We start from the raw sequence: 25205 nt of genomic DNA on the forward strand, positions 1-25205 counted from the left end.
CGCAGCGGTTAACGCCTGCCTAACAATTCAGGCACTGTTCGCCTCAGAAGCGCCATGCCGGCAGGCGTCCATCCGAGGGCGCGCAGGCGATCCGTTTTCATCACATTGACCGCGCTTCTGTCTGCGGCACGCGGCAACGGATTCCTGCATCCAGTTTCCTGTGCCACGAGCGCCAGAAGATCGTGACGATCGAGCAGCAGATCCGACACATTGAAGACACCGCCCACAAGCTTTGCCGCCGGCAATGTCAGCATCAGGCGCACAGCCGATCCAACATCCTCACCATGCACTTCAGTCGCCACGCGCGGTGCGATCTCACGGCCGGAAAGGTAATCCTCAAAAAGGCCTGCCCATTTGTGCGATCGTCCGCTGCCCGCCGCTCCATAGACCCCTGTCACACGCAGGCTCACACCGCTAAATCCCTCGCCGGAAAGCTGCGAGAGCGCCTCCTCACCGGCCAGCTTTACCTGGCCGTAAAGTGTGTCGGGCCGGCAGGCATCGGTCTCATCGAGCATCGACCCCGGTGCGCGTGGCCCATACACTGCGCGCGTGGAAAGAAACACCGTTCGCGCCACACCCGCCGCCCGCGCGGCACGGAACATGGCAATGCTTCCGTCGAGATTGCGTCGGCGAAACCCAGCCGCATCATCGCCCTCCCCGCCCCGGTACCGGCCGGGCAGGTGGTCGAAGGCCGCATGCACGAAGAAATCCGCCCCCTCGAACAGGGCCGTCGAGATGGATGTCGGCTCAAGCGTCATGGGCGCAAATGCGACCGCCCCTGAAAAATGGCCTTCCGGCGGCGCGTTGCGTCCCAGCACCGTCACCCGGTGCCCCGCTGCCAGCAACCCCTCGACAATGAAGCGCCCGACAAGCCCGGTCCCGCCGGACACGATGCTGTGAGGCGTGCTCATGGCACCGGGTTCGCCAGCGCATCGATGTCGGGAATGCCCTCACCCGAGTGATACGCATTCCAGAGGTCGATCAACGGCTGCAATTCGGCTGCTCTGGGGTGATCGCGCTCCCAGGGCTTTTCATACTGATAGTGAACCACTGAAATCGACGTCCAGTCCCAGAGCTCCGGCAGGTTGAACCACACATATTGCAGCATGTTGAAAAACACCGGCAAACCATGCCAGTGCGGAAAATACGCCTGCAGAAAAGTCTGGTCGGTCCGCCGCCAGAACGCTTCGGGCTGATCCAGTCGCGCAAGCATGGCGGCAAATGTCGCTTCCGAAGGCGCTGCTACAAACACGCCTGAATTCAGCCGGTGAAAATCCGCAAGGCTCTCATAGACATTGGGCGCGGCGGAGAATTCCGGATAGCCGAACAACCGGTCGATATTGCGCACCACCACCGCGTCGGCATCGATGAACACGACCCGTTCATACTCGGTCAACTGCCACAGCCGGAGCTTGGCGAAGTTGTCGAGCGGGGTGTGAAAACTCGGCTTGTTGCCCTTGGAGAAGGGTGCATTCGCGTGAAGCCGCGCCCGCTGATGCCGCTCGTTGAAGGCATCTGAGGTGGGCAGAAGCTCCGCTGGCACAAGCCGTGCGCCGAGCGCAGCCAGCGGCTTCAGCGCGTGGGCGGGAGCTCCACCGGTGTGCATCACCACAAGATCGGCATCCGTTTGCGTCAGCCGTAGCGAGCGCACCAGAGCCAGCGCGCCCATCGCATAATCTTCATTGGTGACAAGCGTCACATAGGCGTGTTTCGACATGAAAGCCGTCGCTTAGCCCACGCTCTTGAGCCGCTTGCCTTCCGGATCGCGCTCGATGGTCGGCGCAATGTCCTTGGTCCAGGCGGACACGGCCGGGATGCGCGAGCGGTCGACACGATAATCGAACTTCTTCGCCACATCGACGACCTCGGCCAGAAGCCCTTCTTCGAGCGTGATCGGATTGAGGCCGAGCGACAGGAACTTGTCGTTTCTCACGACCAGATCGTTTTCCGCCGCTTCCTTGCGCGGGTTCGGCAGGTACGCGACCTTCGCGCCCGTCATGCGCGCGATGAGCTCGGCCAGGTCCCGCACGCGGTGCGTTTCGGTCATCTGGTTGAAGATTTCCACGCGGTCGCCCCGCTTCGGCGGATTGTTCAATGCGATCTCGACGCAGCGCACCGAATCCTGAATGTGGATGAATGCCCGCGTCTGGCCGCCCGTGCCATGCACGGTCAGCGGGTAGCCAATCGCCGCTTGAATCAGGAAGCGGTTCAGCACTGTTCCGTAGTCACCATCATAGTCGAACCGATTGATGAGCTGCGCATGGAGCTTCGTCTCTTCCGTGTGCGTGCCCCACACAATGCCCTGATGAAGGTCGGTGATGCGCACGCTGTCATTTTTGGCATAGAACTGGAACAGAAGCTGATCCAGCGACTTCGTCATGTGGTAGATGGAGCCCGGATTGGTCGGGTAGAGGATTTCCTGCGACGCCGTCTCGCCCGAGAGCGTCTCGACCCCGACCGGGAGATAGCCTTCCGGGATTGCCGCACCGACGGAGGAATATCCATAAACGCCCATCGTGCCCAGATGGACCAGATGCGCGTCGAGACCGATCTCCGTCATCGCGTTGAGCAGATTGTGGGTCGCGTTGACGTTGTTGTTGACGGTGTAGTTCTTGTGACGGTCCGTCTTCATCGAATAGGGCGCAGCGCGCTGCTCGGCAAAATGCACGATGGCGTCGGGCCTGTGCTCGGCAAGCCACGCCTTCAGCACATCATAATCGCGCGCCAGGTCGATCAGGTGGAAATGGATGCGCCGGCCCGTTTCCTGGTGCCAGATGCGGGTGCGCTCCTGAATGGAGTCCATGGGCGTCAGCGACTGAACGCCGAGCTCGGTGTCGATCCACCGCCGGGACAGATTGTCAACGATGTGGACCTCGTGCCCACGGGCCGACAGGTGAAGCGAGGTCGGCCAGCCGACGAATCCATCGCCGCCAAGAACTGCAATCTTCATGAAATTCCGCCTCCGGTCATCAATGCATCAGGCAAGGGAAAACAGATTGATTCCCTTCTCGAAAGCCCCCTTAACATTGTTTTATGACAGTTTGTTCCGAAAGGACAAACATACGCGAAGAAGCCGGCCTCCTTTGGAGGCCGGCTTCCCGTCCCAGGGGAAGGACAGGACGGGCAGGGTTACATTTGCGCTTCGACGGAAGTCACCTCGTTGGTTGTGTCGTCTATGGTCAACGTGACCGAAGCGCCAGCCGATATGCTGGCGAGATCGACGCCCTCGCCGGCTGTGTAGACCGTGCCGTCGTCGAGTGCGATGGTTCTGGTGGCAGGGTCGACGGACTGCACGGTTCCCTGCACATCCGCGGCATAGGCCGAGAGCGTGAGGAAGCCGGTGGCGGCAAGGGCTGCGAGGATTTTCTTCATGGAGAGAACTCCCTTTTGTGTTTTCATGTCGGCCCAGCCCCCGTCGACAGTTTTTGGGGGAGCCGGGAACCAGGCCGACGGGGAAAAGGTGGCGCCGGACACCGGCAATCTCAAATCAAACAGGATGACCGCCGCAAACACGCCTCCCGCCAAAGCTTTGCCGCAATCCCCCGCTTTGCCGGCGGTTGCGTGCTGAACAACGCGCGATACCGGCTTTGGTTCACGCCGCCCCTGCTGCAAAGCGGACAAAATCCGAACGGCCCGCGTTCACGACCCGCCCGGATTTTCCCGACACGCCGTGGCGGCGCGGTCAAATCGGGTAACCGCGCATCGCCTTTGCGTGAAGAGCTAGATCGAGCATCGGAATAATCCGAAAACCGGATTCCACTTTTCGGTCCGATGCTCTGGATCGCCGTGCGTCCATCCGGACGCACAAAGGACGATCCAAACCATTGATGGAGCATCGGAATAATCCGAAAACCGGATTCCACTTTTCGGTCCGATGCTCTAGAGCCGGCAGCGATGGCGATAGCCGTCATAGCCGAGAAAGGTATCGCTGTACTCGTCATAGGAGCGGTAGCGCGCGTAGCAGCGAGCCACATGCCGATCCCAGGCGGACGCGCCGCCATAAACCGGCGCGGGGCCATAATACCGGGCGCGGGAATCCGCGATCAGGCCGCCTGCAATAAAACCACCGAGCCCGGCGATGGCCGCAGCCTCACCCGGAGACAGGCTCCCCGCGCGGCTTTCGACACTGGCGGCCGAAAGCGCCGTGGCGGCAAGGGTGACGGCCATCAGGCCGGTTGCGATGGTGCGTTTCAGGGACATTTCATCATCCTCCTTTGCGATCGATGGCCGGCTGGTGCAGCCGTCCGATGCCCGTCTGTCGCAGGAGGAAAAAGAAAGGTTCACGGCCCCCGCGTTTTTTTTCGCCGGGCCCGTCGCATACACGCAACATAGATTCGCCATAATAGACACGGGAAATAAACCTGTTACCGTTTATGGTGGAGTGACAGTGGACGGCGGCACTGGAGGTAACGCGCGCCGACTGCAACTTCGCACGGCTGAGGAGGGCCGGACCATGGCCAAGTCTGGAGTACCGCACAAGAGCGCCGGCATCTACGATGCAGAGGAAATGGCAGCGATGGAAAACGCCATCGAAGCCGTCTGCGCCGAGCTTGGCATAGGACAGAGCGACAGCAAATCCCGCGAACGGGTTGCCGGACATGTGATGCGTTCCTGGGCAAGCGGACGCCGCCTGCCACTGAACCTGGTTCAGGCCGGGCTGGACAGCGTGGCGCGGCTCGAAGCCTGAGGACACGATCGCACGTATCCGAGAGCCTCCACGGGCGAAAAACCTGCTGGCACATCGCCGTCAGACGGGTGTCCGTGTAAGTTTTTTCCTGGTCTCCTCAATGGCTCGCTTCCGTTTCGGCAAGGTGCATTCCTGCGTTTCACACAGCGCCACCGCCATGAAATGCTCGTACCGCTCCGCATCGTACATCCAGCACAGAACGACACCCAGCCAGGCAGCATGGAGCCGCGAGACATCGCTATCGTTCCAGTTCGAAAAACAGTCCGCATCCAGCGGCGCATCCGCCCCTGCCTGACACATGCCCGCGCGCCGGCACCGCTGGTTTGAACAATGCTGCGGCCTGTCGGCCTGTCCGGCGAGATACCGAAACGCCACCTGCATTTCCTCACACGGCCATTCGGGCGGGCTAATGGGAAAAGGTGGCTTGATGCCCTTCTCATCCAATAGCGTGTCGCGAATCCTCGCAAGGCCACCAACGATCTCGAAAAGTTTCGCATTGGCCTCGGTCTGCGCCTGCGGTTTTCTGGTTTTGCGTGGCATGTGGGGGTCTCCCTGATTTTCTGCGTTGATGACTTCAGCGAGCGGGCACTGCGGGTTCCTGCCGACCGGGCCGTGCCCCTGCACGTTTTCCAATGGATCGCGGCTTCCGGGATGACGGCCCCTTCTCCCCGCAGGCGCGGAGAAGGTCCCGGCAGGGGGATGAGGAGCGGGCGATGCCTTGCCAGCTTTTCCACCTCTGTCGGTATCCCGGCCACTGACGGCGCTCGCCCCTCATCCTCACCTTCTCCCCGCTCGCGGGGAGAAGGGGGCGTTTGACGTTGGTGCGCATTCTGCAGAGGGGGTGGGGCTGGTTTCGACCGTTGGCGCAGCTACCCCCCTCTGTCCTGCCGGACATCTCCCCCTCAAGGGGGGAGATCAGTCGGTGGATGGGTTTCTGCCAATCGCCACCGGATTGAGGAGTGTGCAGCCTGCCCGCCAGCCATTCTCCCCCCTTGAGGGGGAGATGTCCGACAGGACAGAGGGGGGTGTGGCGCGGGCATTTCAAGACAGGCTCCTTCGTTGCCGCGCGGGGTTCCGCCGGGGTTTGCCATCAGTTCGGGAAACGGGGCGCGTTTTTCGTGCCTCTCTGTTGGAATTGAAGTGGCGCGAAAAGCGCGCCCCGCCGGCCGCTGTCCCGACTGCCGGCCGGTCACTCGGGCGATCTGTGCCCTAGCGGCTTTTCCGCAACCGACATGATGCCGGCCGCCGGCCTTTCGCGGGCCCTCACAGGCCCCGGGTCACCGAACCCGAGGGGGAGGCTGCCGTCGCCCCTCCTGATCCCCGGCTCCGGACCCGGTTCCCGACAGGGGCGATGGGGGGAAGTGTAGTGGAGGTTTTGGGGGTGGGGAGAAAAGAGCGAATAGGGAGTAGCGAATAGCGAGCAGGGAACGCGCTTCATTCGCCTCGTCGTCCCGTCGTTTGACCATAGGAGCCATGACGTTGCGGGGATGACGGGGTGCGGGTGAGAAAAAGTTGGGCGGTTTCCTGGAGGCCGAAGTTTATCCCCGGTGCTTTGGTAGGATAAGGATGATGGATAGGCATTTTCAAGCCGCCTCCCCTTGCCCTGTCCCTTGCCGCCGTATCTCTCAGGCGGCAGAGTCCGCCTAACCAAAAGCAGGAAAGGGAACAGGCAATGAAGCGGTTGAGTGGAGGATGCCTGTGCAGTGCGGTGCGGATTGAAGCTGCGGGAGAGCCCGACCGCGTGGGCATCTGTCATTGCCTCGACTGCCGCAAGCACCATGGCGCGCTGTTTTATGCGGCAGCCGTCTTTGCGGCGGAGGCGGTGCGTATCACCGGCGAGACTCACGCCTTTGAGGGTCGCCACTTCTGCCCACGCTGCGGCTCCTCCGTGTTTGCCCGCACCGGTGACGAGATAGAAGTGCATCTCGGCACGCTGGACGCGCCGGACCAGCTTGTGCCGGATTATGAGCTGTGGGTGTCACGCCGCGAGAAGTGGCTGCCGGCGTTTCCAATGAAAGCGCGGTTTGAGCGGGATCGGGAGTGAAAAGGCTGTCCTGTAGATCACGATCTCAAACACTTATATTGTAGTTATCATAAATTTTCATCCACTCACCTCATCTATCGGAGAAAAAAATGCATACTATAGAAAGGGGCGACCAACTCGAGCTGAGCTTCTACAACTACCTTCTCGCTCAACAGAAACGTGAGGAAGCAATTTATGGGACGTATATTCACAATCAGTGCAATATCCGCTGGAAACCGAGGTATTACTGCAAATATCGTGAAGGAGAAGTTGAGTTCGACATCGTAGTTGAAGTTTATCGAAACGGCGCAGAATTACCGCATACGCACGTCGTTTTCGAGTGTAAAAACTACAAAAACAACATACCGGAAATTTATGTAAATGATCTCTCGAGTAAATTGTCCCGTATTTTCAAGCATTCCGCGAGAGGAATATTCGTCGTATCATCAAGATTGCAATCTGGCGCCGAGAAAACTGCGAAGAACAGCGGAATGGGGATTGCCAAATTTGATGAGAACGGACTTGACGTAATCCTAGAGAGGAAAGGTGGTATTGGGATCGAGAATTTTTCTTTGAGAAATCAATTAATTGATACAGACGAAAAATCAAAACCGTTAAAATTCTCAGCGATTTATAATGATCGTTTCTATGGATCATTAAGTGATCTTTTGACCGGCCTTGTTCCATCACTCCAGTCGAAACCTCCCCTGAGAGACCAGAATCCCGCCACCGCCCCCTTTGTCTCAGACACAGATATCGCGAGCGCGGTCAATGATCTTCTTCTAAAAGGAAACTATCAAGCAGGAGAAGTCGACCTTACAAAAATCTGCGATCAGATATCTGTCGAGCTATCTTTTCAAGACGAAGACCAATGGGACTCTCACGGAAATGAAATTCTGGGACACGCAGATTTCGAACGCAGGATCATTTCAGTCAATCGGCATGAAAACAAGCATCGGGAACGCTTCACCATTGCGCATGAGATAGGACACTTCTGCTTGGAACATGACCGTTATCTACGCTCCGAGCCTGTTATCAGAAGCGACTTCTTCAAGGAAGACGAGAACGAGTCCAAATTCGATTACGACAGACTTGAAATCCAGGCAAACAAGTTTGCTTCACACCTTCTGATGCCCGACACAGCGTTCAGGATGAAAGTGAGAGAGATACGGAGGACGCTGGACCTGCGCAATAGAGGGTATGGAGACGTATATGTCGATGACCAGCCGGGAAACCAGCAAGCCTATTGGGAGTTGCTCAACCGACTTTCGACTCATTTCAATGTCTCCAAACAAGCTGTCGAGCTCAGATTGAAGAACACTATTGGCGTCACAGACAAGCGAACGCGTGGGGGGTGGAGCTCCATCTCAGATGAAATTAAGGCCCCACTGGGCGGTAAAAGTAACTGAACCTCCCCTTCCTTCCCTCACAAGCATTTGGCATGCAACCCTGCAGCAAACTTGCTACCAAGCGCCCTCGCCCTTCGACAAGCTCAGGATGAGGGCTACTGCGGCGCCTCGCCTGAGGTGACGGAGGATCATCCTGCTGTCATCGATAGCGATTAATCCCTTGCCGATCAGGCAAGCCCTCTCAGTAACCCTCATCCTGAGCTTGTCGAAGGGCGAGGGTGCCTGGCGCTACCGCCCCGGCCGCCCGGTCTTCCCGGGCCGGCGCTTGTTGCGGCGTTCATCTGCCGGATCCTCATAGGAGCCGATGCCGGGCCGGTGGCGTTTGACCGGTCTGGTGTCGTCTTCCGGCTTCTGCGGAACCGGCTTGCGCACCGGCTTTTCGGTGCGGCCGACCGTCATCTCGTCCAGATCGTTCTTGCGGAAGAGGCTCTTTCCCGCAGGCCGTGCGTGGGCGCCTGCGCCACCCATTTCGTCCAGATCGGGCTTGTGGAAGAGTGATGAGGCCGGAGCTTTGCTGCCCGCCCCCCGTGGTTCGACAGGCTCACCATGAGGGGCTGACTGTGCGCCCGCGCCCTTAGCCTGCCCGCCCTGCCCTTTTTTGCCGCGCGCCTTGTCGCGGCGGGATTTCTGGGTGTTTTCCACGCCGGCGTCGCGGGCGAGCGGGTCGTCCATGATGGCGAGCTCGGTTTCCTTGAGGCGCTTGATCTCGTCGCGCAGGCGCGCGGCTTCCTCGAAGTCGAGATCGGCGGCGGCGTCGCGCATCGCCTTTTCGAGATGTTCGAGATGGGCGGCGAGATTGTTGCCGACGAGATTGTTGAGGTCGTCGCCCCTGCCGCCAGCACCGCCAATGTCGGCGCGAACATGATCGCGCTCATAAACGGAATCGAGAATGTCGGCGATGTTCTTCTTGATGGAAGCCGGCGTGATGCCGTGCTCCTCATTATAGGCAAGCTGCTTTTCGCGGCGGCGGTTGGTCTCTTCCATGGCGCGTTCCATGGAGCCGGTGATGCGGTCGGCATAGAGCATGACGCGGCCATCGACATTGCGCGCGGCGCGACCGATGGTCTGGATGAGCGAGGTTTCCGAACGCAGAAAGCCTTCCTTGTCGGCATCGAGAATGGCGACAAGGCCACATTCGGGAATGTCGAGGCCCTCGCGCAGAAGGTTGATGCCGACGAGCACGTCAAAGGCGCCGAGGCGCAGGTCGCGGATGATCTCGATGCGCTCCAGCGTGTCGATGTCTGAGTGCATGTAGCGCACGCGCACGCCCTGCTCATGCAGGTACTCGGTGAGGTCCTCAGCCATGCGCTTGGTGAGCACGGTGACGAGCGTGCGATAGCCCTTGGCGGCGGTCTCGCGGATTTCTCCCAGCACATCGTCGACCTGGGTCTTTGCCGGGCGCACCTCGACAGGTGGGTCGATCAGGCCGGTGGGGCGAATGACCTGCTCGGCAAAGACGCCGCCGGCAGCCTCCATCTCCCAGTTGCCGGGCGTGGCGGAGACGGCGATCGTGGACGGGCGCATGGCGTCCCACTCCTCGAAGCGGAGCGGGCGGTTGTCCATGCAGGAAGGCAGGCGGAATCCGTATTCGGCGAGCGTCGCCTTGCGGCGGAAGTCGCCGCGATACATGCCGCCGATCTGCGGAATGGTGACGTGGCTCTCATCGACAAAGACCAGCGCATTGTCGGGGATGTACTCGAACAGAGTGGGCGGTGGCTCGCCGGGCGCGCGGCCGGTCAAATAGCGCGAATAGTTCTCGATGCCGGCGCAGGAGCCGGTGGCTTCCAGCATTTCGAGATCGAAGCGGGTGCGCTGTTCGAGGCGCTGGGCCTCCAGCAGGCGACCGGCGCGCTCAAGTTCGGCAAGGCGCTGTTTCAGCTCGGCATTGATGCCCTTGATGGCCTGGTTGAGCGTGGGGCGCGGCGTGACATAGTGCGAATTGGCGTAGATCTTGACCGATTGCAGATCGCCGGTCTTCTTGCCGGTGAGCGGGTCGAACTCGGTGATGGTCTCGATCTCGTCGCCGAAGAGCGAGATGCGCCAGGCGCGGTCTTCCAAATGGGCGGGGAAGATTTCGATCGTGTCGCCGCGCACGCGGAAGGACCCGCGCACGAAATTGATGTCCTGGCGCTTGTATTGCTGGGCGACGAGATCGGCCAGAAGCTGGCGCTGGTCGAGCCGGTCGCCAATCTGCATCTGGAAGGTCATGGCCGTGTAGGTCTCGACCGAGCCGATACCGTAGATGCAGGAGACCGACGCGACGATGATCACGTCATCGCGTTCGAGCAGGGCGCGCGTGGCCGAGTGGCGCATGCGGTCGATCTGCTCGTTGATGGAGGATTCCTTCTCGATATAGGTGTCGGAGCGCGGGACGTAGGCTTCCGGCTGGTAGTAGTCGTAATAGGAAACGAAATACTCGACCGCATTGTCCGGGAAGAAGGATTTGAACTCGCCATAGAGCTGGGCGGCCAGCGTCTTGTTGGGCGCGAGGACGATGGCCGGGCGCTGCGTTTCCTCGATCACCTTGGCCATGGTGAAGGTCTTGCCGGAACCCGTGACGCCCAAAAGGACTTGCGTCCTTTCGGGTTGTATTGCCGGTTCCGCACCGCCATCCGGCGCTGCGTCCGTTCGCGGGCTGGCGCTCGCTACGCTCGCTTGCCCTGCCACGGAGGGGGAGCCCTTGAGGCCGGCGACGAGATCGGCAATGGCCGTGGGCTGATCGCCGGAAGGCTTGAACTCCGTCGCCATTCTGAGCGGAATGCCGCCCTCGGACTTTTCGGGTCGCGCGGGACGGTGCGGTGTCCATGTGGACTGGAGGTTCGGATCGCCCCCTTCAATGAGCTTGGAGAGCGCTGCAACCGTGGCGGTGACACCCGAGGAGGAAAGCCCCTCGGCCTCTTCCAGCGTGACGTCGAGACCCGCGACGGGCATGAGACCGGCAGCGGCGCGCTCCTTGGCCGAGGCCGCGCCGCCCATGGAGGTGCCGCGCGCAGTCTTCGACGCGGAGGCAGAGCGTTCGGCAGGCTTTTTGGGCCTCTTCGATTTTGCAGGCTTTTCGGCTTCCTGCGCGATTTCATCCGCCCAGTCCGCGATAGAACCGGAGAGCGGTGTGCCCGAAAGCGCGGGCTGGGGGGCTTCGGCGAAGCCGCCATTCTTCTTGTCGGGTGATCTGGCCATGGGGCGAATATGGAACCGCAGGAACAAAATGGAAAGGGGTGGCGCACAGGGAATGCACCACCCCGCTCGGCTCCTGACAGAAGGCTGTCAGGAACCATCATGCGCGATTGTGTCAGGCCCGGTAGCGAAGATGCAGAAGCGGCTCGCCCGTGGGCTCGTCGATGCGCTCGTCCACCACGGTGAAGCCGTAGCGCTCATAGAAGCGACGGCCAATATCGTTCTTGACGAACACATCGAGTTCGAGCGTGCCCATGCGGGCCACGGCATCGTCCATCAGCGCCCGCCCCAGACCGCGGCCATGAAATTGCGGATCGAGAAACAGGCCGCCGACCTGATTGCCGAGCAGGGACAGGAAGCCGACAAGCCGGCCATCCGCCCAGACGGTGCGGGTATCGGCCATGGGCAGATAGACATTGCGGATATTCTCGGCCTCGCCGGCGATGAAATCTTCGCCGAGAAAGGCGTGGGCGAGCCGGCTGGCGGCGAGCCAGATGGCAACGATGGCGTCATCATCGACGCCCGGTTCATAGGTCTTGATCATTGGTCATGTCCGGTTGCGCAGCATCACGCGCGCCGGCAAAGGCACGCTGCTGCGAAAAAATCGGTTCAGGATGCGAAACGGATGCGCGGGCCGGATGAGCACCAGCCATCATCCATTTCAGGGGCGCAGCCGCCCCCGCTTCACCGGGACATAAAACCTCCAGACAGTTGACCGGGTGCTAGCGCGGGAAAAGCGCAGACGCAAGGCTGCACGGGACGGTTTCAGCTAAAATCCCTCGGCTTCAGAAAGTCGAGCAGCCGCGCCTGGCCGAAGGAGAGCGCATCCCAGCGTCCGTCAAACGCGAAGCGGGCGACGGCGGCGGTGGGGAATTTTTCGCGCATGCGCTCCAGCGCGTCCTCCTCGGACCCATCGCCGGCCAGACGGCTGGCGAAGTCCTCCATGCCCGGATTGTGGCCGACAAGGAGGACACGCGCGGCCTTCTCTGGGATCTTTTGCAAGGCGGCGAGCAATTGCTCAGGCGCGGCCATGTAGAGCCCCTCCCCGCTGCCCGGCGCAAGCTCCATCCGACCGATTTCGGCGGCGACAAGCCGCCAGGTCTGCTGCGCGCGCCGGGCCGGAGAAACCAGAACCCGATCGGGCAGCCAGCCACGGCGCGCAAGCTCGCGCCCCATGCGCGGAGCGGCCCGACGACCGCGCGGCGCGAGCGGACGCTCGACATCGGCCAGAGACGGATCATCCCAGCTCGATTTCGCGTGGCGCAAAAGCAGAAGCTCTTTCATCATCCCCCTCTTATTTTGTCGCCCCTGCCCGGCAAAGCCGGCACGAGACGATACTCCATGTTTTATCCGGGTATATTGACAGAAATATTATACCCGGGTAAAAGGCGCAAAAATTGAATGGAGAGTTCTCATGCCCGGTTACACGGCCTTTCACGGCAGGAAACGCCTCGCCAGCGGTGCGAGCATCGATGTCGCGCTGGCCGTGAAGGCGCTGCTGACGGAACATCCCGGCGCCGACGTGTTGGTCTTCGACGATGAAACCGGACGGCAGGTCGATTTCAATCTGAGCGGCAGCGATGCCGAAGTGGCCGCTAGGCTGTCCGGCGGGGAGCCAGCCAAAGCATCCGCGAAGCGCGCGCCTGGCCGACCGAAACTCGGCGTCGTGGCGCGCGAGGTCACGCTGCTTCCGCGTCATTGGGACTGGCTCAACGAGCAGCCCGGCGGGGCTTCGGCCACACTCCGCAAGCTGGTCGATGCCGCAAGAACCGCCGACGCGCCGCGTGAGCGCCTGCGCAGGGCGCAGGCAGCCACAGATCGCTTCATGATGGCCATGCTGGGCGACCAGCCGGGCTATGAAGAGGCCGCCCGCGCGCTCTATGCCGGCGATGCGAAGCGCTTTCAAAGCCGGATCGGCGGATGGCCGGCTGACCTGAAAGCGCATGTCGAGCGGCTGGCAGCGGCGGCTTTCGAAAGCTGAACTCTCGAGACAGATCGCGTGTCCCGCAAATGACCGGCGGCCGGGCAGCAGATTGATGCCCGGTCCCCCGTCCGATACGCATTGACAAAAGCCCAGCTTTCAAGCAATCAATCAATAAAACAATTGAATATTTATTTGGATGTCCGACGATGCGTTGGAGCATCGGACCGAAAAGTGGAATCCGGTTTTCGGATCATTCCGATGCTCCATCAATAACTTAGATCGTGCCTTGTGCGCCCGGATGGACGGACGGCGATCTGGAGCATTTTGCAGTCAGGCGGAATCACCTGACGTCCGCATAAATGCGGAAAAACAGATAGATAGAACGGAGCGGGTTTCCGTGAAGCGGTGAGCCGTTCCAATGGCGCTCGGTGCATTGGTCCCGAGCAGCCGATGCAAAACGAAGCCCCGGCATCCGGGCAGGCAGGAAACAGGGTGAGTCATGACGGCCGAAACAATCGAATTCTGCGTACGCGCCTTTCTGATCGGAGTGGGCGCAACGGCGGTGATGGACCTTTGGGCGCTGTTTCAGAAACGGGCCTTTGGCGTGGTCGGCCTCAACTACGCGATGGTCGGGCGCTGGATCGGCCATCTGGGCAGGGGAGCATTCCGCCATGCGGCCATCGGCGCCGCCCAGCCGATTGCCGGTGAACGCGGGATCGGCTGGGTTGCGCACTATGCCATCGGCGTGGTCTTTGCCGGAGCGCTGATCGCCATTGCAGGACTGGACTGGGCACGCCAGCCCAGCTTCCTGCCCGCACTCGCAACGGGCCTCGTAACGGTGCTCGCCCCCTTCCTTACACTTCAGCCCGGAATGGGTGCCGGGATTGCAGCATCCAGAACACCGGCTCCGAACACGGCCCGGCTGCGCAGCCTGATCGCGCACACCTCCTTCGGGGTCGGGCTCTATCTGGCCGCGCTGGCAAGCACCTGGCTGATTGGTGGATAGGCCGCTTCACGAACCGCGGCCCTGCGCACTCCGGTTGGGGAAATACTGATAGAGCCAGGTTTCCGTGAGGGCGCGGTCGCCCTTTCCCTTCACATACATACGCATATCGACAGGGTCGGTGCCCTCGATCCGCGCATCGAAGAAAGCGCGGTACAGGCCGGACTGGCCAACAACCGGATGCGAATCGGCGAGCGTCACCTCACCGCGCGAAAGATCGACGACCGGCGCGGCATCACCGCGCTCGAGCGCGCCGACCTCGCCGCCACGATAATCGACGACGAAACGTGTCGTGTTTTTCGGCCTCGGCTGACCGGGAATACCGCCCGTACCGGTCCGGGTGGCCATGACGCGTCCGAGTAGTTCTGCAGGAAAGGGCTCGCTCGCGGTCCAGTGAAGGCGATAGTCGAACTGAAGCGCCCTGCCCGGCTCCACCGGCTCATCGGGAACCCAGTACATGACGATGTTGTCGTGAATCTCGTCGTCGGTCGGAATCTCAACGAGTTGCACCTGCCCCGACGCCCACTCATTGACCGGCTCGACCCAGGCAGAGGGGCGGCGGTCATAGAAGACGCCATCATCCTGGTAATGGGTGAATTCCCGATCGCGCTGTAGCAGGCCGAAGCCACGCGGGCGCGCATCCACAAAGGCGTTGGTGACGGTTGCGGGTGGATTGTTGAGAGGACGCCAGAGGCGCTCGCCATTGCCCATCCAGATGGCGAGTCCGTCTGAATCATGGATTTCCGGCCGCCAGTCGACCGCCTGTCCGCGATTGGTTTCGGAGTACCAGTACATGGAGGTGAGCGGCGCGACGCCCAGTCGCTCAATGGCTTTGCGCGGGTAGAGCGTGGAGGAAACGTCCATCACCGGACCGTCGGCCCTTGCGCAGTCGAAGCGATAGGCGCCTGTGATGCTGGGGCTGTCGAGCAGTGCATAAACCAGCACCCGGTCGGGCTCGCCCTCCACACGCTCAAGCCAGATGCGGCTGAAGCGGGGAAACTCCTCCGGCTTCGGCAGAGCTGTGTCGATGGCAAGACCGCGCGCCGAGAGGCCATACTGGTTGAGCGCACCGGAAGAGCGGAAATAGGACGCACCGAGAAAGGCGAGCCAGTCGGTCTTCTGCGAGGGTTCATGCAGGCGAAAGCCGGAAAACCCGATATTGTCGGGCAGGCCTCGGGCGGGATGATCTGCAGGAAGGTCGAAATACGCCTGCCTGTAGAGCACCTCGCGGGCCTCGCCATTTTCCACCACGTGTATAAGGACGGGTTCCTGAAAATACCGACCGAGATGGAAAAACTGCACCGGCGCACCGCCCTTTCCATCAGCCCAGAGCGCATGATCGCTGCGAAACCGGATCTTCTGGAAAGCATCGTAGTCGATCTTCTCCAGTGTTTCGCCATGGGGCGAGCGCGCATTCTGCCATGGCCTTTCCGAGAGCGCCTTCGCCTCTTCTTTCAACCAGTCGAAACTGAAGGGTTTTGCCGGCCCGAAGGTCAGGCCGGGCGCGCCGGCGGCGGCAAGCGCCCTGCCCGGCAACGGCGCGACGACAGAAAACGCCGCCGCGAGAGAAAGAAAATCCCGTCGGTTGAAATCGATCATGGATGTACAGTGTCCCTTGCTCATTCATGAAATGCCGGCCTGAACGGGAACGCGGGACCTCACGCCTGCGGAACGAACCTGTGCGCCGCAGCAGCCCATGACCACCGCGATGCGCAGGCATCCGCGCGCGATGCAGTTTTCTGAGATGCCGCATGATTCCATTCGCCGAACTGAAGCCACCCCGACAGACAAGTGCCGTTACCACGCGCGCGTTCCGCAGGCTGCATCACGATCTGTTCGCAACGGTATCGGACGCGTGAGACAGCATCCGGAGTCACAGCCGCTTGTACATGACCGTGGTGGCGTCGAGATGGTCGTGAAAGGGATCGCGGCAGTAACCGGGAATGATACCTGCGACGGAAAAGCCAAGAGCTGCATAAAGCGGTTCGGCCCTGTCGCCCGTACGCGTGTCGAGCGTGATGAGGCTGCGGCCAAGGCTGCGCGCCTCGCCTTCCAGCGCCCCCATCAGCGCACGGCCGATGCCCCGCCGGCGAAAGGCGGGATCGACCAGAAGCTTGGACGCTTCGACGCGATGCGGCTGATTGGGCGGGGTGTCGACAACGAGTTGAACGGAGCCTGCGAGCGCGCCGCCCTGCCGGGCGATGAAGAGAATGCGCCCGCCTGACACAAGCGCGGGAAGGATGGTTCCGCGCCAGAAGCCCGCTGCGTCCTCGATGCCAAAGGGCAGTATGAACCCGATGCTCGCTCCGTCATGGACACAGGCATGAAGCAGCGCCGCCAGTTCGGGCAGGATGTGCTCCGCCGCACCGGCATCCATGCGTTCTATGGAGAGGGTAGAAGAAACCTGCATGATTCAGACCGTGAAAAGGAGATAGCGGGCGCCCGCCTCACCAGCCTCAAACCGGCTCGGCCCGCGAAGCTGATACCGAAGACAATCGCCCGGATGAAGCGCGTGGGCCACACCATCCACCGTGACGCGAAGCGCACCTTCCAGCAGGACAAGATGATGCTCCAGCCCCGCGCGCGGCGGCCCCTCATAGGTGATGCGGGCGCCGGGGCGCAGCACACCCTCCATCGCCTCGCCGGCAAGCGCACGGGCGGGCGGCGAGACGATGCGGCGCGCAAAGCCCGAGCGGGCATCCTCCCAGACCGTCTGCCCGGCGCGCTGCACCAAAGGCGGAAAATCGTCCTCGACCAGATGGATCAGGCGCGAGAGCGTCATGCCGTAGGCCTGGCAAAGCCTGCCCAGCGCACTGGCGGTTGCGCTGACCTCGGCGTTTTCAAGCCGCGAAAGCGTTGCGCGGCTGACCCCGCAGCGCGTGGCGAGATCATCAAGCGACCAGCCGCGCTCCTGACGAAGCGCGCGCAGGCGCTCGGCAATACGCTGGTCTATGGTGTGATCATCGTACGAAGAAGAATCCATGTTTGAGAAATTATCCCAAATATGGAAATCGTCAAGCGACATCGTTACCGCCTCATCTTTCTCACGATCAGGACACATGCCCACTCGACAAAGCCGCGCCGACCAAATTATCTATAATTATGACCGAGCACAGAGAGACCAAAGCCGCCCAGATCGCACGCGCGCTGGCCGACCGCATCATCTCCGGCACGCTGGAGCCTGGCGCCCGGCTGCGGCAGGACCATGTCGCCGAGGAGTTCGGTGCCAGCCATGTGCCGGTGCGCGAGGCGTTTCGGCTGCTCGAAGCACAGGGACTGGCAAAGAACGAACCACGCCGCGGGGTGCGGGTGGCGGCATTCGACCTGAACCAGGTGCGCGAAGTGGCGGAGATGCGGGCGGCTCTGGAAGTGCTGGCCCTGCGCAACGCCGCGCAGCACCTGACGCCGGCGATCCTCGCCTCTGCCGAAGAGGCGACGCTGGAAGGCGACCGGGCGCGGGACGTGATGGCCTGGGAAGCCGCAAACCGGCGGTTTCACCGGCTTCTGGTCACCCCATGCGGCATGCCGCGCCTGCTGGCGGCCATCGACGACCTGCATGCGGCGAGCGCCCGCTTTCTCTTCTCGGCCTGGCGCTCGAACTGGGAAACGCGCACCGACCGCGACCATCGCGCGATCCTTGAGCATCTGCGCCGCGGTGAACTGGATGCGGCCTGCACGGTGCTCGCGCGGCATGTGCAATGGATCGGGCACAAACCCGTCGAGACCGCGTCTGGGAAGCAGCGCAAGGCCTTCGTGATCGAGGGCTGACCGGGGCACGCCCTCCCCGGCGTCTCCTGCCGGCGCCCAGGCTCCGGAACCGGAAGCGCCAGAACTAAGCGCAATCACCCGCAAGCGGACGAAAGAGGAGGGATTGTCCACACCCCTCTTGCCAAGAGCGCGCGAATGTGGACTCAATAATAGATCAAGACTTAAAATTATCTATAATTCGAAAGGTGCCCCATGTCTGAGAGTTTCGCCACATCGCAAACCACAAGGCTGATCGGCAGCGCCGGTGCGCTGCAGCTCGACCAGAGATCGTTCGCCTTCAGGGCCGGTGCGGTCGTGCTTGGCACGCTGTTCCTGGCCCTGGCCTCACGCATTGAGGTGCCGATGGTGCCGGTGCCGGTCACCATGCAGACATTTGCGATTGCCATGATAGGAGCGCTTTATGGTGCGCGTCTCGGCACGCTGACCGTTCTCGCCTGGCTCGGCGAGGCGATGGTTGGCCTGCCGGTTCTGGCCGGCGGCGCCGGCGGCCTCGCACACTTCGCCGGACCGACGGGCGGCTACCTGGCGTCCTTCCCGGTCATGGCATTGCTTGTCGGCCTTCTGGCAGAGCGCGGCTGGAACGCCGAGCGCCCGCTCCTCGCCTTCACCTCCATGCTGGCAGCCAATGCACTCTGCCTCGCCATGGGCGGTGTCTGGCTCGCCGGCCTGATCGGCATGGAGAAGGCCTTCGTGCTTGGCGTTGCGCCATTCGTGATCGGCGGCATCCTGAAGTCGGCGCTCGGCGCTGCGTCTCTGGTGGCGCTCGCACGCACGGCAAAGCGCGGTGATGCGCAATGACGGTGCGGCTGCGTGCACATCACCTTCTGTGCATGCTGACTTATGTCGGGCGGGGCTACAGCCCCGCCTTCACCAAGAATTACGACGACATCGTTGCGCGCCTCAACGCGGGCGAGGATGTGCTTGTCATCGAAGGACCGGACGACATCTGCCGGCCACTGCTCGATGAAGAGCCGCAGCCGCATTGCCTGAACGCGCGCGTGCGGGAGCGGGATGCCCGGGCGGCAGGCGCCCTCTCGCGCTGGCTCGGCGATGAGATTGCCGCAGGGCAAATTCTTCACCCCGACCGGGAACTGATCGGGCGGATGCGCACCGCCTTTGCCGGGGGCAAGACCCGGCAGGCCTGCCTTGGCTGCGAATGGCTTGGCCTGTGCTCTACGATTGCCAGACAGGGCTATGAAGGCGCGCGGCTTGGCACCGCGCCACAAGACTGAGCGCTCCCGCAGGATGGACGCGCCATGCGCGCCGTGGCAGAAAAAGAGCAATGGCAAAACGCATTTTCATTCCCATCGACCGTGCGCATAACCAGCCGTTTCAGGCCATTTCTGGCCCGCAACACTGCCGGACATGGAAATCCTGCCCCACTGGATGCGCATTGCGCCAGAAGTCTGAGACCCGTGTCGGAAGCGGGGTGCGCCGTGCGTCCTATGTGGCAAGATCCATCAGAATGAAAGGGCAATGCCATGAAGGTCGCACAGCATCTCTGGTTCGAAAAAGACATGGAAAGCGCGCTCCGGCTCTACACCTCGCTGATCCCCGGCTCCAGAATAGAGAGCATGAAGGCGCTGCCCACCGAAACACCGGGCGGGCCGGCAGGAAGTGTGAAAGTAGCAAGCTTCACACTTGGTGATCAGCGCTATCAGGGGCTTGAGGCAGGACCGCTCGACGCGTTCAACCACAGTTTTTCGATCATGCTCGAATGCGAAACCCAGGCCGAGATCGACCGGCTATGGAGCGCGCTTGGCGAGGGCGGAACGACGGAACAGTGCGGGTGGCTCAGGGACCGCTGGGGCCTGAGCTGGCAGATCCTGCCGCGGCGGCTTGGCGAACTGATAAACGATCCGGATACCGCAAGGGCGCAGCGTGTGATGGGGGCAATGCTGCAAATGGTGAAGCTCGACATTGCCGGACTTGAAGCCGCCGCAAGGGGCTGACTGACATTATACCTTGGTCGAAGATCGGCCGGAATCTGCCTCGGGAGCCGGCGGGAAATGGCATTTTGCCGGCCTCCCGCTACCCGGGCGTTTCCGCAGAACAGGCCGGCGGCATGACCAAAAGAGGATGAGAGCCGGCTTTTCAGGCAGTCTTGTAGCCATTTCCCTTTCGTGCCATAGATTCCCCGCGCTCGGGTGATTGCAGACCCGGAGACTGGAAGCTTTATGATTTGGACGGCCCCTTTCCCCGATTTTCTTCAAACTCTCGAACCACCGCTAAGCTGTGCACGTTGCGCAGACGCGACTTCTCAAAGGGAAAAGGAGTTTCCCAATGGCCCAGACAGGCACCGTTAAATTCTTCAATGCGAGCAAAGGCTTCGGCTTCATCACCCCCGATGATGGCGCGAAAGACGTGTTCGTACACATCTCGGCAGTCGAGCGCTCCGGCATGACCACGCTCACCGACGGCCAGAAGGTTTCCTTCGAGGTTGAGCCCGACCGCATGGGCAAGGGCCCGAAGGCTGTCAATCTGGCGGCAGTCTGATTTCCAGGCTCCCCGAATGCACATATCGAGCGCGGCGTTCACTCGCCGCGCTTTTTATTTGCCCGCAGAGATTGCAGGCGCATTGTTCTTCGCAATTCGTATTATTCACAAAACTTTCGCTTGCTCCCTTTAAAAAAATCGAACAAGCTCCCTGCCATTCGGGCATTTGCCGGCCCGGAGACTGGAATGGCATGCCCTGGCGGCGGATATAATCACGCCCTCAGGAAGTCGCGTCGAAGCAACGAGGACAAACAACTTGTCCGGGCAAGTAGCCCGCACCACAGGTCCCGATGAGAGGCGTGAAGCTGACTGTTTCTTCTCCCCCAGTAAACGACCGATGACGCCATGGGCGAGAACCCACCAAGAGGTTTGCCCGCCGAAACCAGCATAAAGGGAGAAAGGACTCCTTCCTATGTCGCAGAGTGGTACCGTCAAGTTCTTCAATCAGGCCAAGGGATACGGGTTCATCACCCCGGATAATGGCGAGAAGGACGTGTTTGTTCATATTTCAGCCGTTCAGGCATCCGGCCTGCAGGGCCTCGAGGACGGGCAGAAAGTCACGTTCGAGACCGAGCCGGACAAGCGTGGCAAAGGCCCGAAAGCCGTCAACCTGGAGGTTGCGCCCTGACCGGGTGACGGGTGCCGGCCAGACCGCTTCATCGTTTTCGTAAACTGGCGAAGCGGCTCAGGTCCTGGTTTTCGGACAGTTCCGACCGGAAAACCGGCTTCCGCTTTTCCGGGGACCGCTTCGAAAGCGCCGGGCTTCGGCCTGCCCTCCGGGCAGGCCCTTCTGCTGCAGGCAGAACAGGGAACGCGCGTCAGTCGAGCCGCCGCGCGCTCTTTCTCCTTTTTCACCAAATTTCAGGCACCGGCGCAGCAGACCGCAGGCAAAAATGGCGGCCTGCGACCTGCGTTTCCGTTCCCGCCGGCCCGATGCAATCGCGCAGGAAAGCGCCCGCAATGGCACTACCCATGGAAGCGAACATCGCCATTGTGCAAGAAACAGTGTTTGTTGAACAATGACAGATCCAGCGGATTGGGCAGACGGACATCGCCAATATCGGGCAGCGACCTGCCCGACAGATCGAAGGAGCGGTCTATCTGGGAGATGAAAACAAAGATCACCCCTCTCCTGCCGCCGAACCCCCGCAAAGACCGCATCTGTTCCATAAGATCGGGATTGACCCGCTTCTGATCGAGAAGCTGGAGATAGTCGACAACGGCAAGTGTGCCGCGCGGCACTGCCGAAAGCGCGCGCACGATATGGTCGGCGCAGATCTCGTCAGAACTGTCGAAGATGAAGCGGCCGGCATGGCGAACCGCTTCCGCCCCCAGAGCGCCAAACCGCTCCACAATGTCGCGTTCGGTATATTCAAGAGTGAAGAATGCGCCGCAATGTGCGTTGTTCATGGCTTCGACGACCAGTTCCAGCGCCAGAAGCGTTTTACCCTGACCGGGACGCGCGCCAAGCAGAAGGCAATCGCCGGACGTGAGCCTGGACAACAGCATGGCTGCCGGCGGACGCGATGCGGCCTTTGCCGCCAGCAGGCTCCATCCACCGTATCCCTGTTCGCAGGCAACGCGATCGAGCGCTGCGTGGAGCGGGACGCCATCACGGCGGGACAGGAATTTCGCCCTGCGCTTCAGGGCATAGAGAGGGGCAGTCAGTTTCATCGGAAACCTCCCATTGCGAGCTGGTTTCGCAACCCCTCCTTATGCAGCCGCCCGAACAGTCGGTTTCAAAAGGCAGACAGCCCTGCATGACGTTTGCTTTCCCGATGGAGGGAGGCGGCGCGGGCAGCACCGGAATCAGAGATTAGCGCAACCCGCGTTCGGGCGAAACGATGGATCGCCGTCCAGACATCGGTCACACCCGCAACACGCAGGATAAGGAGCGTTCATAATGGTTGAACGCAGGCTGCCTGCCTCATTCAGGTGCCATTCAGGTGCGAATGGATAAACCCAGTGCGAAAGCTGCGGCTCCCCCTGAAAAAACGCAGCTCGTGTTTGAAGAGGTAAAGTCATGAAACGCTTCCTGAAGACGGGCATTCTCTCGCTGGCCGTCGCGGCCACGACGCTCGGAGCGATCTCCACCGCCGATGCCGGTCACCGCCATCGTCACCGCAACAACAACAGTGACGCGATTGCTGCCGGCGTCATCGGCCTGGCCGCAGGCGCCATCGTCGGCGGGCTCATCTCCGAGTCGCGCCGCGGCGACGATCGTGTCTACATCGACCCGCCCTATCGTCCCGACTACCAGCCTGTCTACCAATACCGAGAACGCCCAGCATACCGCTACCGGGAACGCCCGGTATATCGCGAACATCCGGTTCGCTATCGCCCCGCGATGGAGCCATGGTCGCGCGAATGGTTCCGGTACTGCGCCAACCGCTATCGCAGCTTTGACGGCCGCACCGGCACCTTCATGGGTTATGATGGCCAGCGGCATTTCTGCCAGCCGCGCTAATCTCGGAGTTCCCTGCCCCGAGAAGAAATGAGGCCGGGCTCAGCCCGGCCTTTCTTCATGAAAAGCTGGATGTGGAGATTGCGAACGCATCCAATGGACACTCAGGGAAAAACGAAGAACCGGCACTCGGACACTACAGCGCCGCGCGTCTTATAAGACGCGCAAAGGACGCTGTAACACTTTCAAATGATGCATGTTCGTTGTCTTTCAAATGAATTCATTTGAAAGCGACATGCATTAGCAACGTATACTGGACCTGGATCGAGGCCATCCGCAGATGTTCACGATCATTCCGCACGGGAAACAATCCATAGTTGATTTTTTTACAAACTGTCAATCAATACGAGAAGAACCGCACAGGCTTTTGAATGCAGTCATGGCGGTGAAAACCCTCGCTTCCACGAAATCGGCCTCCGGTTCCGGCAAAACACCGATAACGCGCCTGATCTGAAGATCGCCAATCAGAAGGCCGAGAAACTGTTCTGCAGCGGTAGACGGTGACAATGCTGTGAGACTGCCTGCCTCACATGCCCGGCGAAGCAGTTCTTCGACGAGCGGCGCCACGGCATTGCGCCCGCCAGCGGCAATCGCCGCGCCCAGTTCTCCACTTTCATCGGCGGCAGCGGCACGGTTGAGAGCAATCGCCCTCTCGCCAAGAAGCATGGAGAGGAGAACCGGGGCAACGTTCTCCAGACATTCCAGCGGATCGTCCCCCGCCTCGATTGCCCGCAGCAAGGCTTCGCGGGTTTCACGCGCATTCGCCTCGACCATCGTTTTGAAGAGGCCATTCTTGTCGCCATACCAGCGATAGAGCGTTTCGTTCGACGCCCTAGCCTCCCGGGCAATGGCCAGCATCGACGTTCCACCATAGCCCCTTTCGCGCAAGAGCCGATAGGCGGCACGTTCTATCTGAGCCTGGCGTTCTGTTCTCGCTTCCTCGCGCATGCGCATCTCCCGCTGTCTTGACAGCTACCGTACACAAATGTACGAGATTAGAAAGTGTACACATATGTACGATTTTTGGGAGACGTGGCGATGCGCAGCCTGATTACGGGACTTTCGGTAACCGCTGTTCTTTTCTCCGGGGCGATTTTCGGGTTCTTCTATGCCTGGGTGTGCTCGACCATGTGGGGCCTCGACCAGGCGGACCCGCGTGTGGCGATCGCGGCCATGCAGGCGATGAACGCCTCGGTGCGCAATGCGGTTTTCTTTCCCGCCTTTTTTCTGACGCCCGCGGTCCTTGCGCTGGCAGCGCTGGTGATCTGGCGCGACGGGCAAAGGGGCCCCGCCTTCTGGATCGCTGCGGGCGCCGCGACCTACCTGGTCTTCGGTCTCTTTCTGACGATGACGGTCAACGTACCGATGAACGAGGCGCTGGCGCTCATTGCGGTGCCGGAAGAGATTGAAGCGGCAGAAACGATCTGGTCCGACTATTCTTCACGCTGGCAGTTCTGGAACCAGACGCGGACGATCGCATCCGGCATTGCGCTGGCGCTTGCCGGCTACGGGATTGCCCGGCTCCGCACAGACTGAACGCGCAACTATACGAGAAACGGGTTCGAGCGCCGCTCGTCGCCGAAGCGCCCGCCGGGGCCATGGCCGCACAGGAAGCCGATATCGTCACCGAGCGGCAGAAGCTTCTCCCTGATCGAGCGGATCAACGCATCATGATCGCCGCCCGGCAGGTCGGTACGGCCGACCGAACCGTTGAAAAGCACGTCGCCCACATGCGCGAAGCGGGCTTTGCGATTGAAGAAGACAACATGGCCCGGCGCATGCCCCGGGCAATGCAGAACCTCGAACTCATGCTCACCGAACGACACCGTCTCGCCTTCGCTCAGATAGCGGTCGGGCGTGACGTTGCGCACGGACTGATCGAGGCCGAACATGCGCGCCTGGTTTTCCAGGTTGGCCAGAAGCTCCCGGTCGTCCTCATGCGGTCCGATCAGCGGCACGCCCAGCGCCTCCCTGAGGTCCATCGCACCACCGGCATGATCGATATGGCCGTGGGTCAGCCAGATCGATTCAATGGTAATGCCGTTGTCATCAATGGCTGCGCGAATGCGATCCACCTCGCCGCCCGGGTCAACCACCACGCCATTCTTGATATCTTCGTCAAAGAGAATGGTGCAGTTCTGCTGGAATGGCGTCACGGGAATGACACCGGCACGGAGATTGCCCATGAAGCCCTCTTGCTGGTGGTCCGGAGATGCGGGGCGGAAACAGGAAACGGGCAACCGCCCCCGGCTGCCCG

At 61.3% G+C, this 25205-nt stretch carries 28 protein-coding genes; 13 read left to right on the forward strand and 15 right to left on the reverse strand.

All coding sequences use genetic code 11. The annotated features are described in order from the left end of the window. Positions 1–8: 8 nt before the first annotated feature. From KUG85_RS15705 to KUG85_RS15725, 5 genes are all read right to left on the reverse strand, one after another. Positions 9–911, reverse strand: coding sequence for an NAD-dependent epimerase/dehydratase family protein (locus KUG85_RS15705; RefSeq protein WP_223005937.1), 903 nt, complete (start codon positions 909–911; stop codon positions 9–11). Then, positions 908–1717: a glycosyltransferase gene (locus KUG85_RS15710; protein WP_223005939.1), complete on the reverse strand. Its 810-nt coding sequence runs from the start codon at positions 1715–1717 to the stop codon at positions 908–910. Before KUG85_RS15710 ends, KUG85_RS15705 begins: the two co-directional genes overlap by 4 nt. Positions 1718–1729: 12 nt before the next feature. Continuing rightward, positions 1730–2950, reverse strand: a complete 1221-nt coding sequence (locus tag KUG85_RS15715) for an NAD-dependent epimerase/dehydratase family protein (RefSeq protein ID WP_223005940.1) — start codon at positions 2948–2950, stop codon at positions 1730–1732. Positions 2951–3129: 179 nt separating this feature from the next. Continuing rightward, the gene (locus tag KUG85_RS15720; RefSeq protein WP_223005942.1) at positions 3130–3372 is read right to left on the reverse strand and encodes a DUF1344 domain-containing protein; all 243 of its coding nucleotides are present in this window, start codon (positions 3370–3372) and stop codon (positions 3130–3132) included. Between the two features lie 507 nt (positions 3373–3879). Further along, positions 3880–4200: a BA14K family protein gene (locus tag KUG85_RS15725; protein ID WP_223005944.1), complete on the reverse strand. Its 321-nt coding sequence runs from the start codon at positions 4198–4200 to the stop codon at positions 3880–3882. A gap of 253 nt (positions 4201–4453) precedes the next feature. Between KUG85_RS15725 and KUG85_RS15730 the strand changes: the two genes are divergently transcribed. Next, positions 4454–4687: a hypothetical protein gene (locus tag KUG85_RS15730; RefSeq protein WP_007010466.1), complete on the forward strand. Its 234-nt coding sequence runs from the start codon at positions 4454–4456 to the stop codon at positions 4685–4687. A gap of 60 nt (positions 4688–4747) precedes the next feature. On the opposite strand, the gene KUG85_RS15735 is transcribed toward KUG85_RS15730, so the two are convergent. Next, positions 4748–5320 carry a hypothetical protein gene (locus KUG85_RS15735; RefSeq protein WP_223005945.1) on the reverse strand — a complete coding sequence of 191 codons (573 nt, stop codon included), beginning with the start codon at positions 5318–5320 and terminating at the stop codon, positions 4748–4750. Between the two features lie 1039 nt (positions 5321–6359). Between KUG85_RS15735 and KUG85_RS15740 the strand changes: the two genes are divergently transcribed. After that, positions 6360–6731, forward strand: coding sequence for a GFA family protein (locus KUG85_RS15740; RefSeq protein WP_223005947.1), 372 nt, complete (start codon positions 6360–6362; stop codon positions 6729–6731). A gap of 89 nt (positions 6732–6820) precedes the next feature. Beyond that, positions 6821–8119, forward strand: a complete 1299-nt coding sequence (locus tag KUG85_RS15745; protein WP_223005948.1) for an ImmA/IrrE family metallo-endopeptidase — start codon at positions 6821–6823, stop codon at positions 8117–8119. Between the two features lie 228 nt (positions 8120–8347). On the opposite strand, the gene uvrB is transcribed toward KUG85_RS15745, so the two are convergent. The 3 genes from uvrB to KUG85_RS15760 form a co-directional block, all read right to left on the reverse strand. Beyond that, a complete protein-coding gene (gene uvrB, locus KUG85_RS15750; RefSeq protein ID WP_223005950.1) occupies positions 8348–11296 on the reverse strand; it encodes an excinuclease ABC subunit UvrB in 2949 nt (982 codons plus the stop codon). A 112-nt stretch (positions 11297–11408) separates the two neighbouring features. After that, positions 11409–11837: a GNAT family N-acetyltransferase gene (locus tag KUG85_RS15755; protein ID WP_223005952.1), complete on the reverse strand. Its 429-nt coding sequence runs from the start codon at positions 11835–11837 to the stop codon at positions 11409–11411. Between the two features lie 221 nt (positions 11838–12058). Continuing rightward, positions 12059–12580: a SixA phosphatase family protein gene (locus KUG85_RS15760; RefSeq protein WP_223005954.1), complete on the reverse strand. Its 522-nt coding sequence runs from the start codon at positions 12578–12580 to the stop codon at positions 12059–12061. Positions 12581–12707: 127 nt separating this feature from the next. Between KUG85_RS15760 and KUG85_RS15765 the strand changes: the two genes are divergently transcribed. Beyond that, the gene (locus tag KUG85_RS15765) at positions 12708–13274 is read left to right on the forward strand and encodes a DUF2239 family protein (protein WP_223005955.1); all 567 of its coding nucleotides are present in this window, start codon (positions 12708–12710) and stop codon (positions 13272–13274) included. 442 nt (positions 13275–13716) lie between these two features. Further along, complete coding sequence (locus KUG85_RS15770; protein WP_223005956.1) at positions 13717–14223, forward strand: DUF2938 domain-containing protein; 507 nt, start codon at positions 13717–13719, stop codon at positions 14221–14223. Between the two features lie 6 nt (positions 14224–14229). On the opposite strand, the gene KUG85_RS15775 is transcribed toward KUG85_RS15770, so the two are convergent. The 3 genes from KUG85_RS15775 to KUG85_RS15785 form a co-directional block, all read right to left on the reverse strand. Beyond that, positions 14230–15819, reverse strand: a complete 1590-nt coding sequence (locus tag KUG85_RS15775; RefSeq protein WP_223005957.1) for a glucan biosynthesis protein — start codon at positions 15817–15819, stop codon at positions 14230–14232. A gap of 274 nt (positions 15820–16093) precedes the next feature. Further along, complete coding sequence (locus tag KUG85_RS15780; RefSeq protein ID WP_255606448.1) at positions 16094–16630, reverse strand: GNAT family N-acetyltransferase; 537 nt, start codon at positions 16628–16630, stop codon at positions 16094–16096. A 3-nt stretch (positions 16631–16633) separates the two neighbouring features. Next, positions 16634–17203, reverse strand: a complete 570-nt coding sequence (locus KUG85_RS15785; protein WP_223005958.1) for a helix-turn-helix domain-containing protein — start codon at positions 17201–17203, stop codon at positions 16634–16636. A gap of 119 nt (positions 17204–17322) precedes the next feature. On the opposite strand from KUG85_RS15785, the gene KUG85_RS15790 reads away from it, so the two are divergent. The 6 genes from KUG85_RS15790 to KUG85_RS15815 all read left to right on the forward strand — a co-directional run bounded on the left by KUG85_RS15790 (position 17323) and on the right by KUG85_RS15815 (position 21112). Continuing rightward, the gene (locus KUG85_RS15790; protein WP_065815428.1) at positions 17323–17988 is read left to right on the forward strand and encodes a GntR family transcriptional regulator; all 666 of its coding nucleotides are present in this window, start codon (positions 17323–17325) and stop codon (positions 17986–17988) included. A gap of 192 nt (positions 17989–18180) precedes the next feature. Beyond that, entirely contained in the window at positions 18181–18786 is a 606-nt protein-coding gene (locus tag KUG85_RS15795) for a biotin transporter BioY (RefSeq protein ID WP_223005960.1), read from the forward strand. Then, positions 18783–19220, forward strand: a complete 438-nt coding sequence (locus KUG85_RS15800; protein WP_223005962.1) for a DUF1284 domain-containing protein — start codon at positions 18783–18785, stop codon at positions 19218–19220. Before KUG85_RS15795 ends, KUG85_RS15800 begins: the two co-directional genes overlap by 4 nt. Before the next feature lie 249 nt (positions 19221–19469). Further along, a complete protein-coding gene (locus KUG85_RS15805; RefSeq protein ID WP_223005963.1) occupies positions 19470–19940 on the forward strand; it encodes a VOC family protein in 471 nt (156 codons plus the stop codon). A 331-nt stretch (positions 19941–20271) separates the two neighbouring features. Beyond that, positions 20272–20484, forward strand: coding sequence for a cold-shock protein (locus KUG85_RS15810; protein ID WP_065815432.1), 213 nt, complete (start codon positions 20272–20274; stop codon positions 20482–20484). Positions 20485–20896: 412 nt separating this feature from the next. Beyond that, the gene (locus KUG85_RS15815) at positions 20897–21112 is read left to right on the forward strand and encodes a cold-shock protein (RefSeq protein WP_223005964.1); all 216 of its coding nucleotides are present in this window, start codon (positions 20897–20899) and stop codon (positions 21110–21112) included. Between the two features lie 338 nt (positions 21113–21450). On the opposite strand, the gene KUG85_RS15820 is transcribed toward KUG85_RS15815, so the two are convergent. Beyond that, complete coding sequence (locus KUG85_RS15820) at positions 21451–22158, reverse strand: DNA helicase (RefSeq protein WP_223005965.1); 708 nt, start codon at positions 22156–22158, stop codon at positions 21451–21453. A 349-nt stretch (positions 22159–22507) separates the two neighbouring features. On the opposite strand from KUG85_RS15820, the gene KUG85_RS15825 reads away from it, so the two are divergent. Continuing rightward, entirely contained in the window at positions 22508–22951 is a 444-nt protein-coding gene (locus KUG85_RS15825) for a BA14K family protein (RefSeq protein WP_065815434.1), read from the forward strand. A 333-nt stretch (positions 22952–23284) separates the two neighbouring features. Here KUG85_RS15825 and KUG85_RS15830 read toward each other — a convergent pair whose 3' ends face one another. Beyond that, on the reverse strand, positions 23285–23896 hold the full coding sequence (locus KUG85_RS15830; protein ID WP_223005967.1) for a TetR/AcrR family transcriptional regulator: 612 nt from the start codon (positions 23894–23896) through the stop codon (positions 23285–23287). Between the two features lie 90 nt (positions 23897–23986). Here KUG85_RS15830 and KUG85_RS15835 point away from each other — a divergent pair, with 90 nt between their 5' ends. Then, a complete protein-coding gene (locus KUG85_RS15835; protein WP_223005969.1) occupies positions 23987–24484 on the forward strand; it encodes an anthrone oxygenase family protein in 498 nt (165 codons plus the stop codon). Between the two features lie 8 nt (positions 24485–24492). Here KUG85_RS15835 and KUG85_RS15840 read toward each other — a convergent pair whose 3' ends face one another. Next, positions 24493–25134 carry an MBL fold metallo-hydrolase gene (locus tag KUG85_RS15840; RefSeq protein WP_223005971.1) on the reverse strand — a complete coding sequence of 214 codons (642 nt, stop codon included), beginning with the start codon at positions 25132–25134 and terminating at the stop codon, positions 24493–24495. Between the last annotated feature and the right edge of the window lie 71 nt (positions 25135–25205).

This window comes from Nitratireductor rhodophyticola, from assembly GCF_019891355.1.
GTDB classification, from domain to species: Bacteria; Pseudomonadota; Alphaproteobacteria; order Rhizobiales; family Rhizobiaceae; genus Nitratireductor; species Nitratireductor rhodophyticola.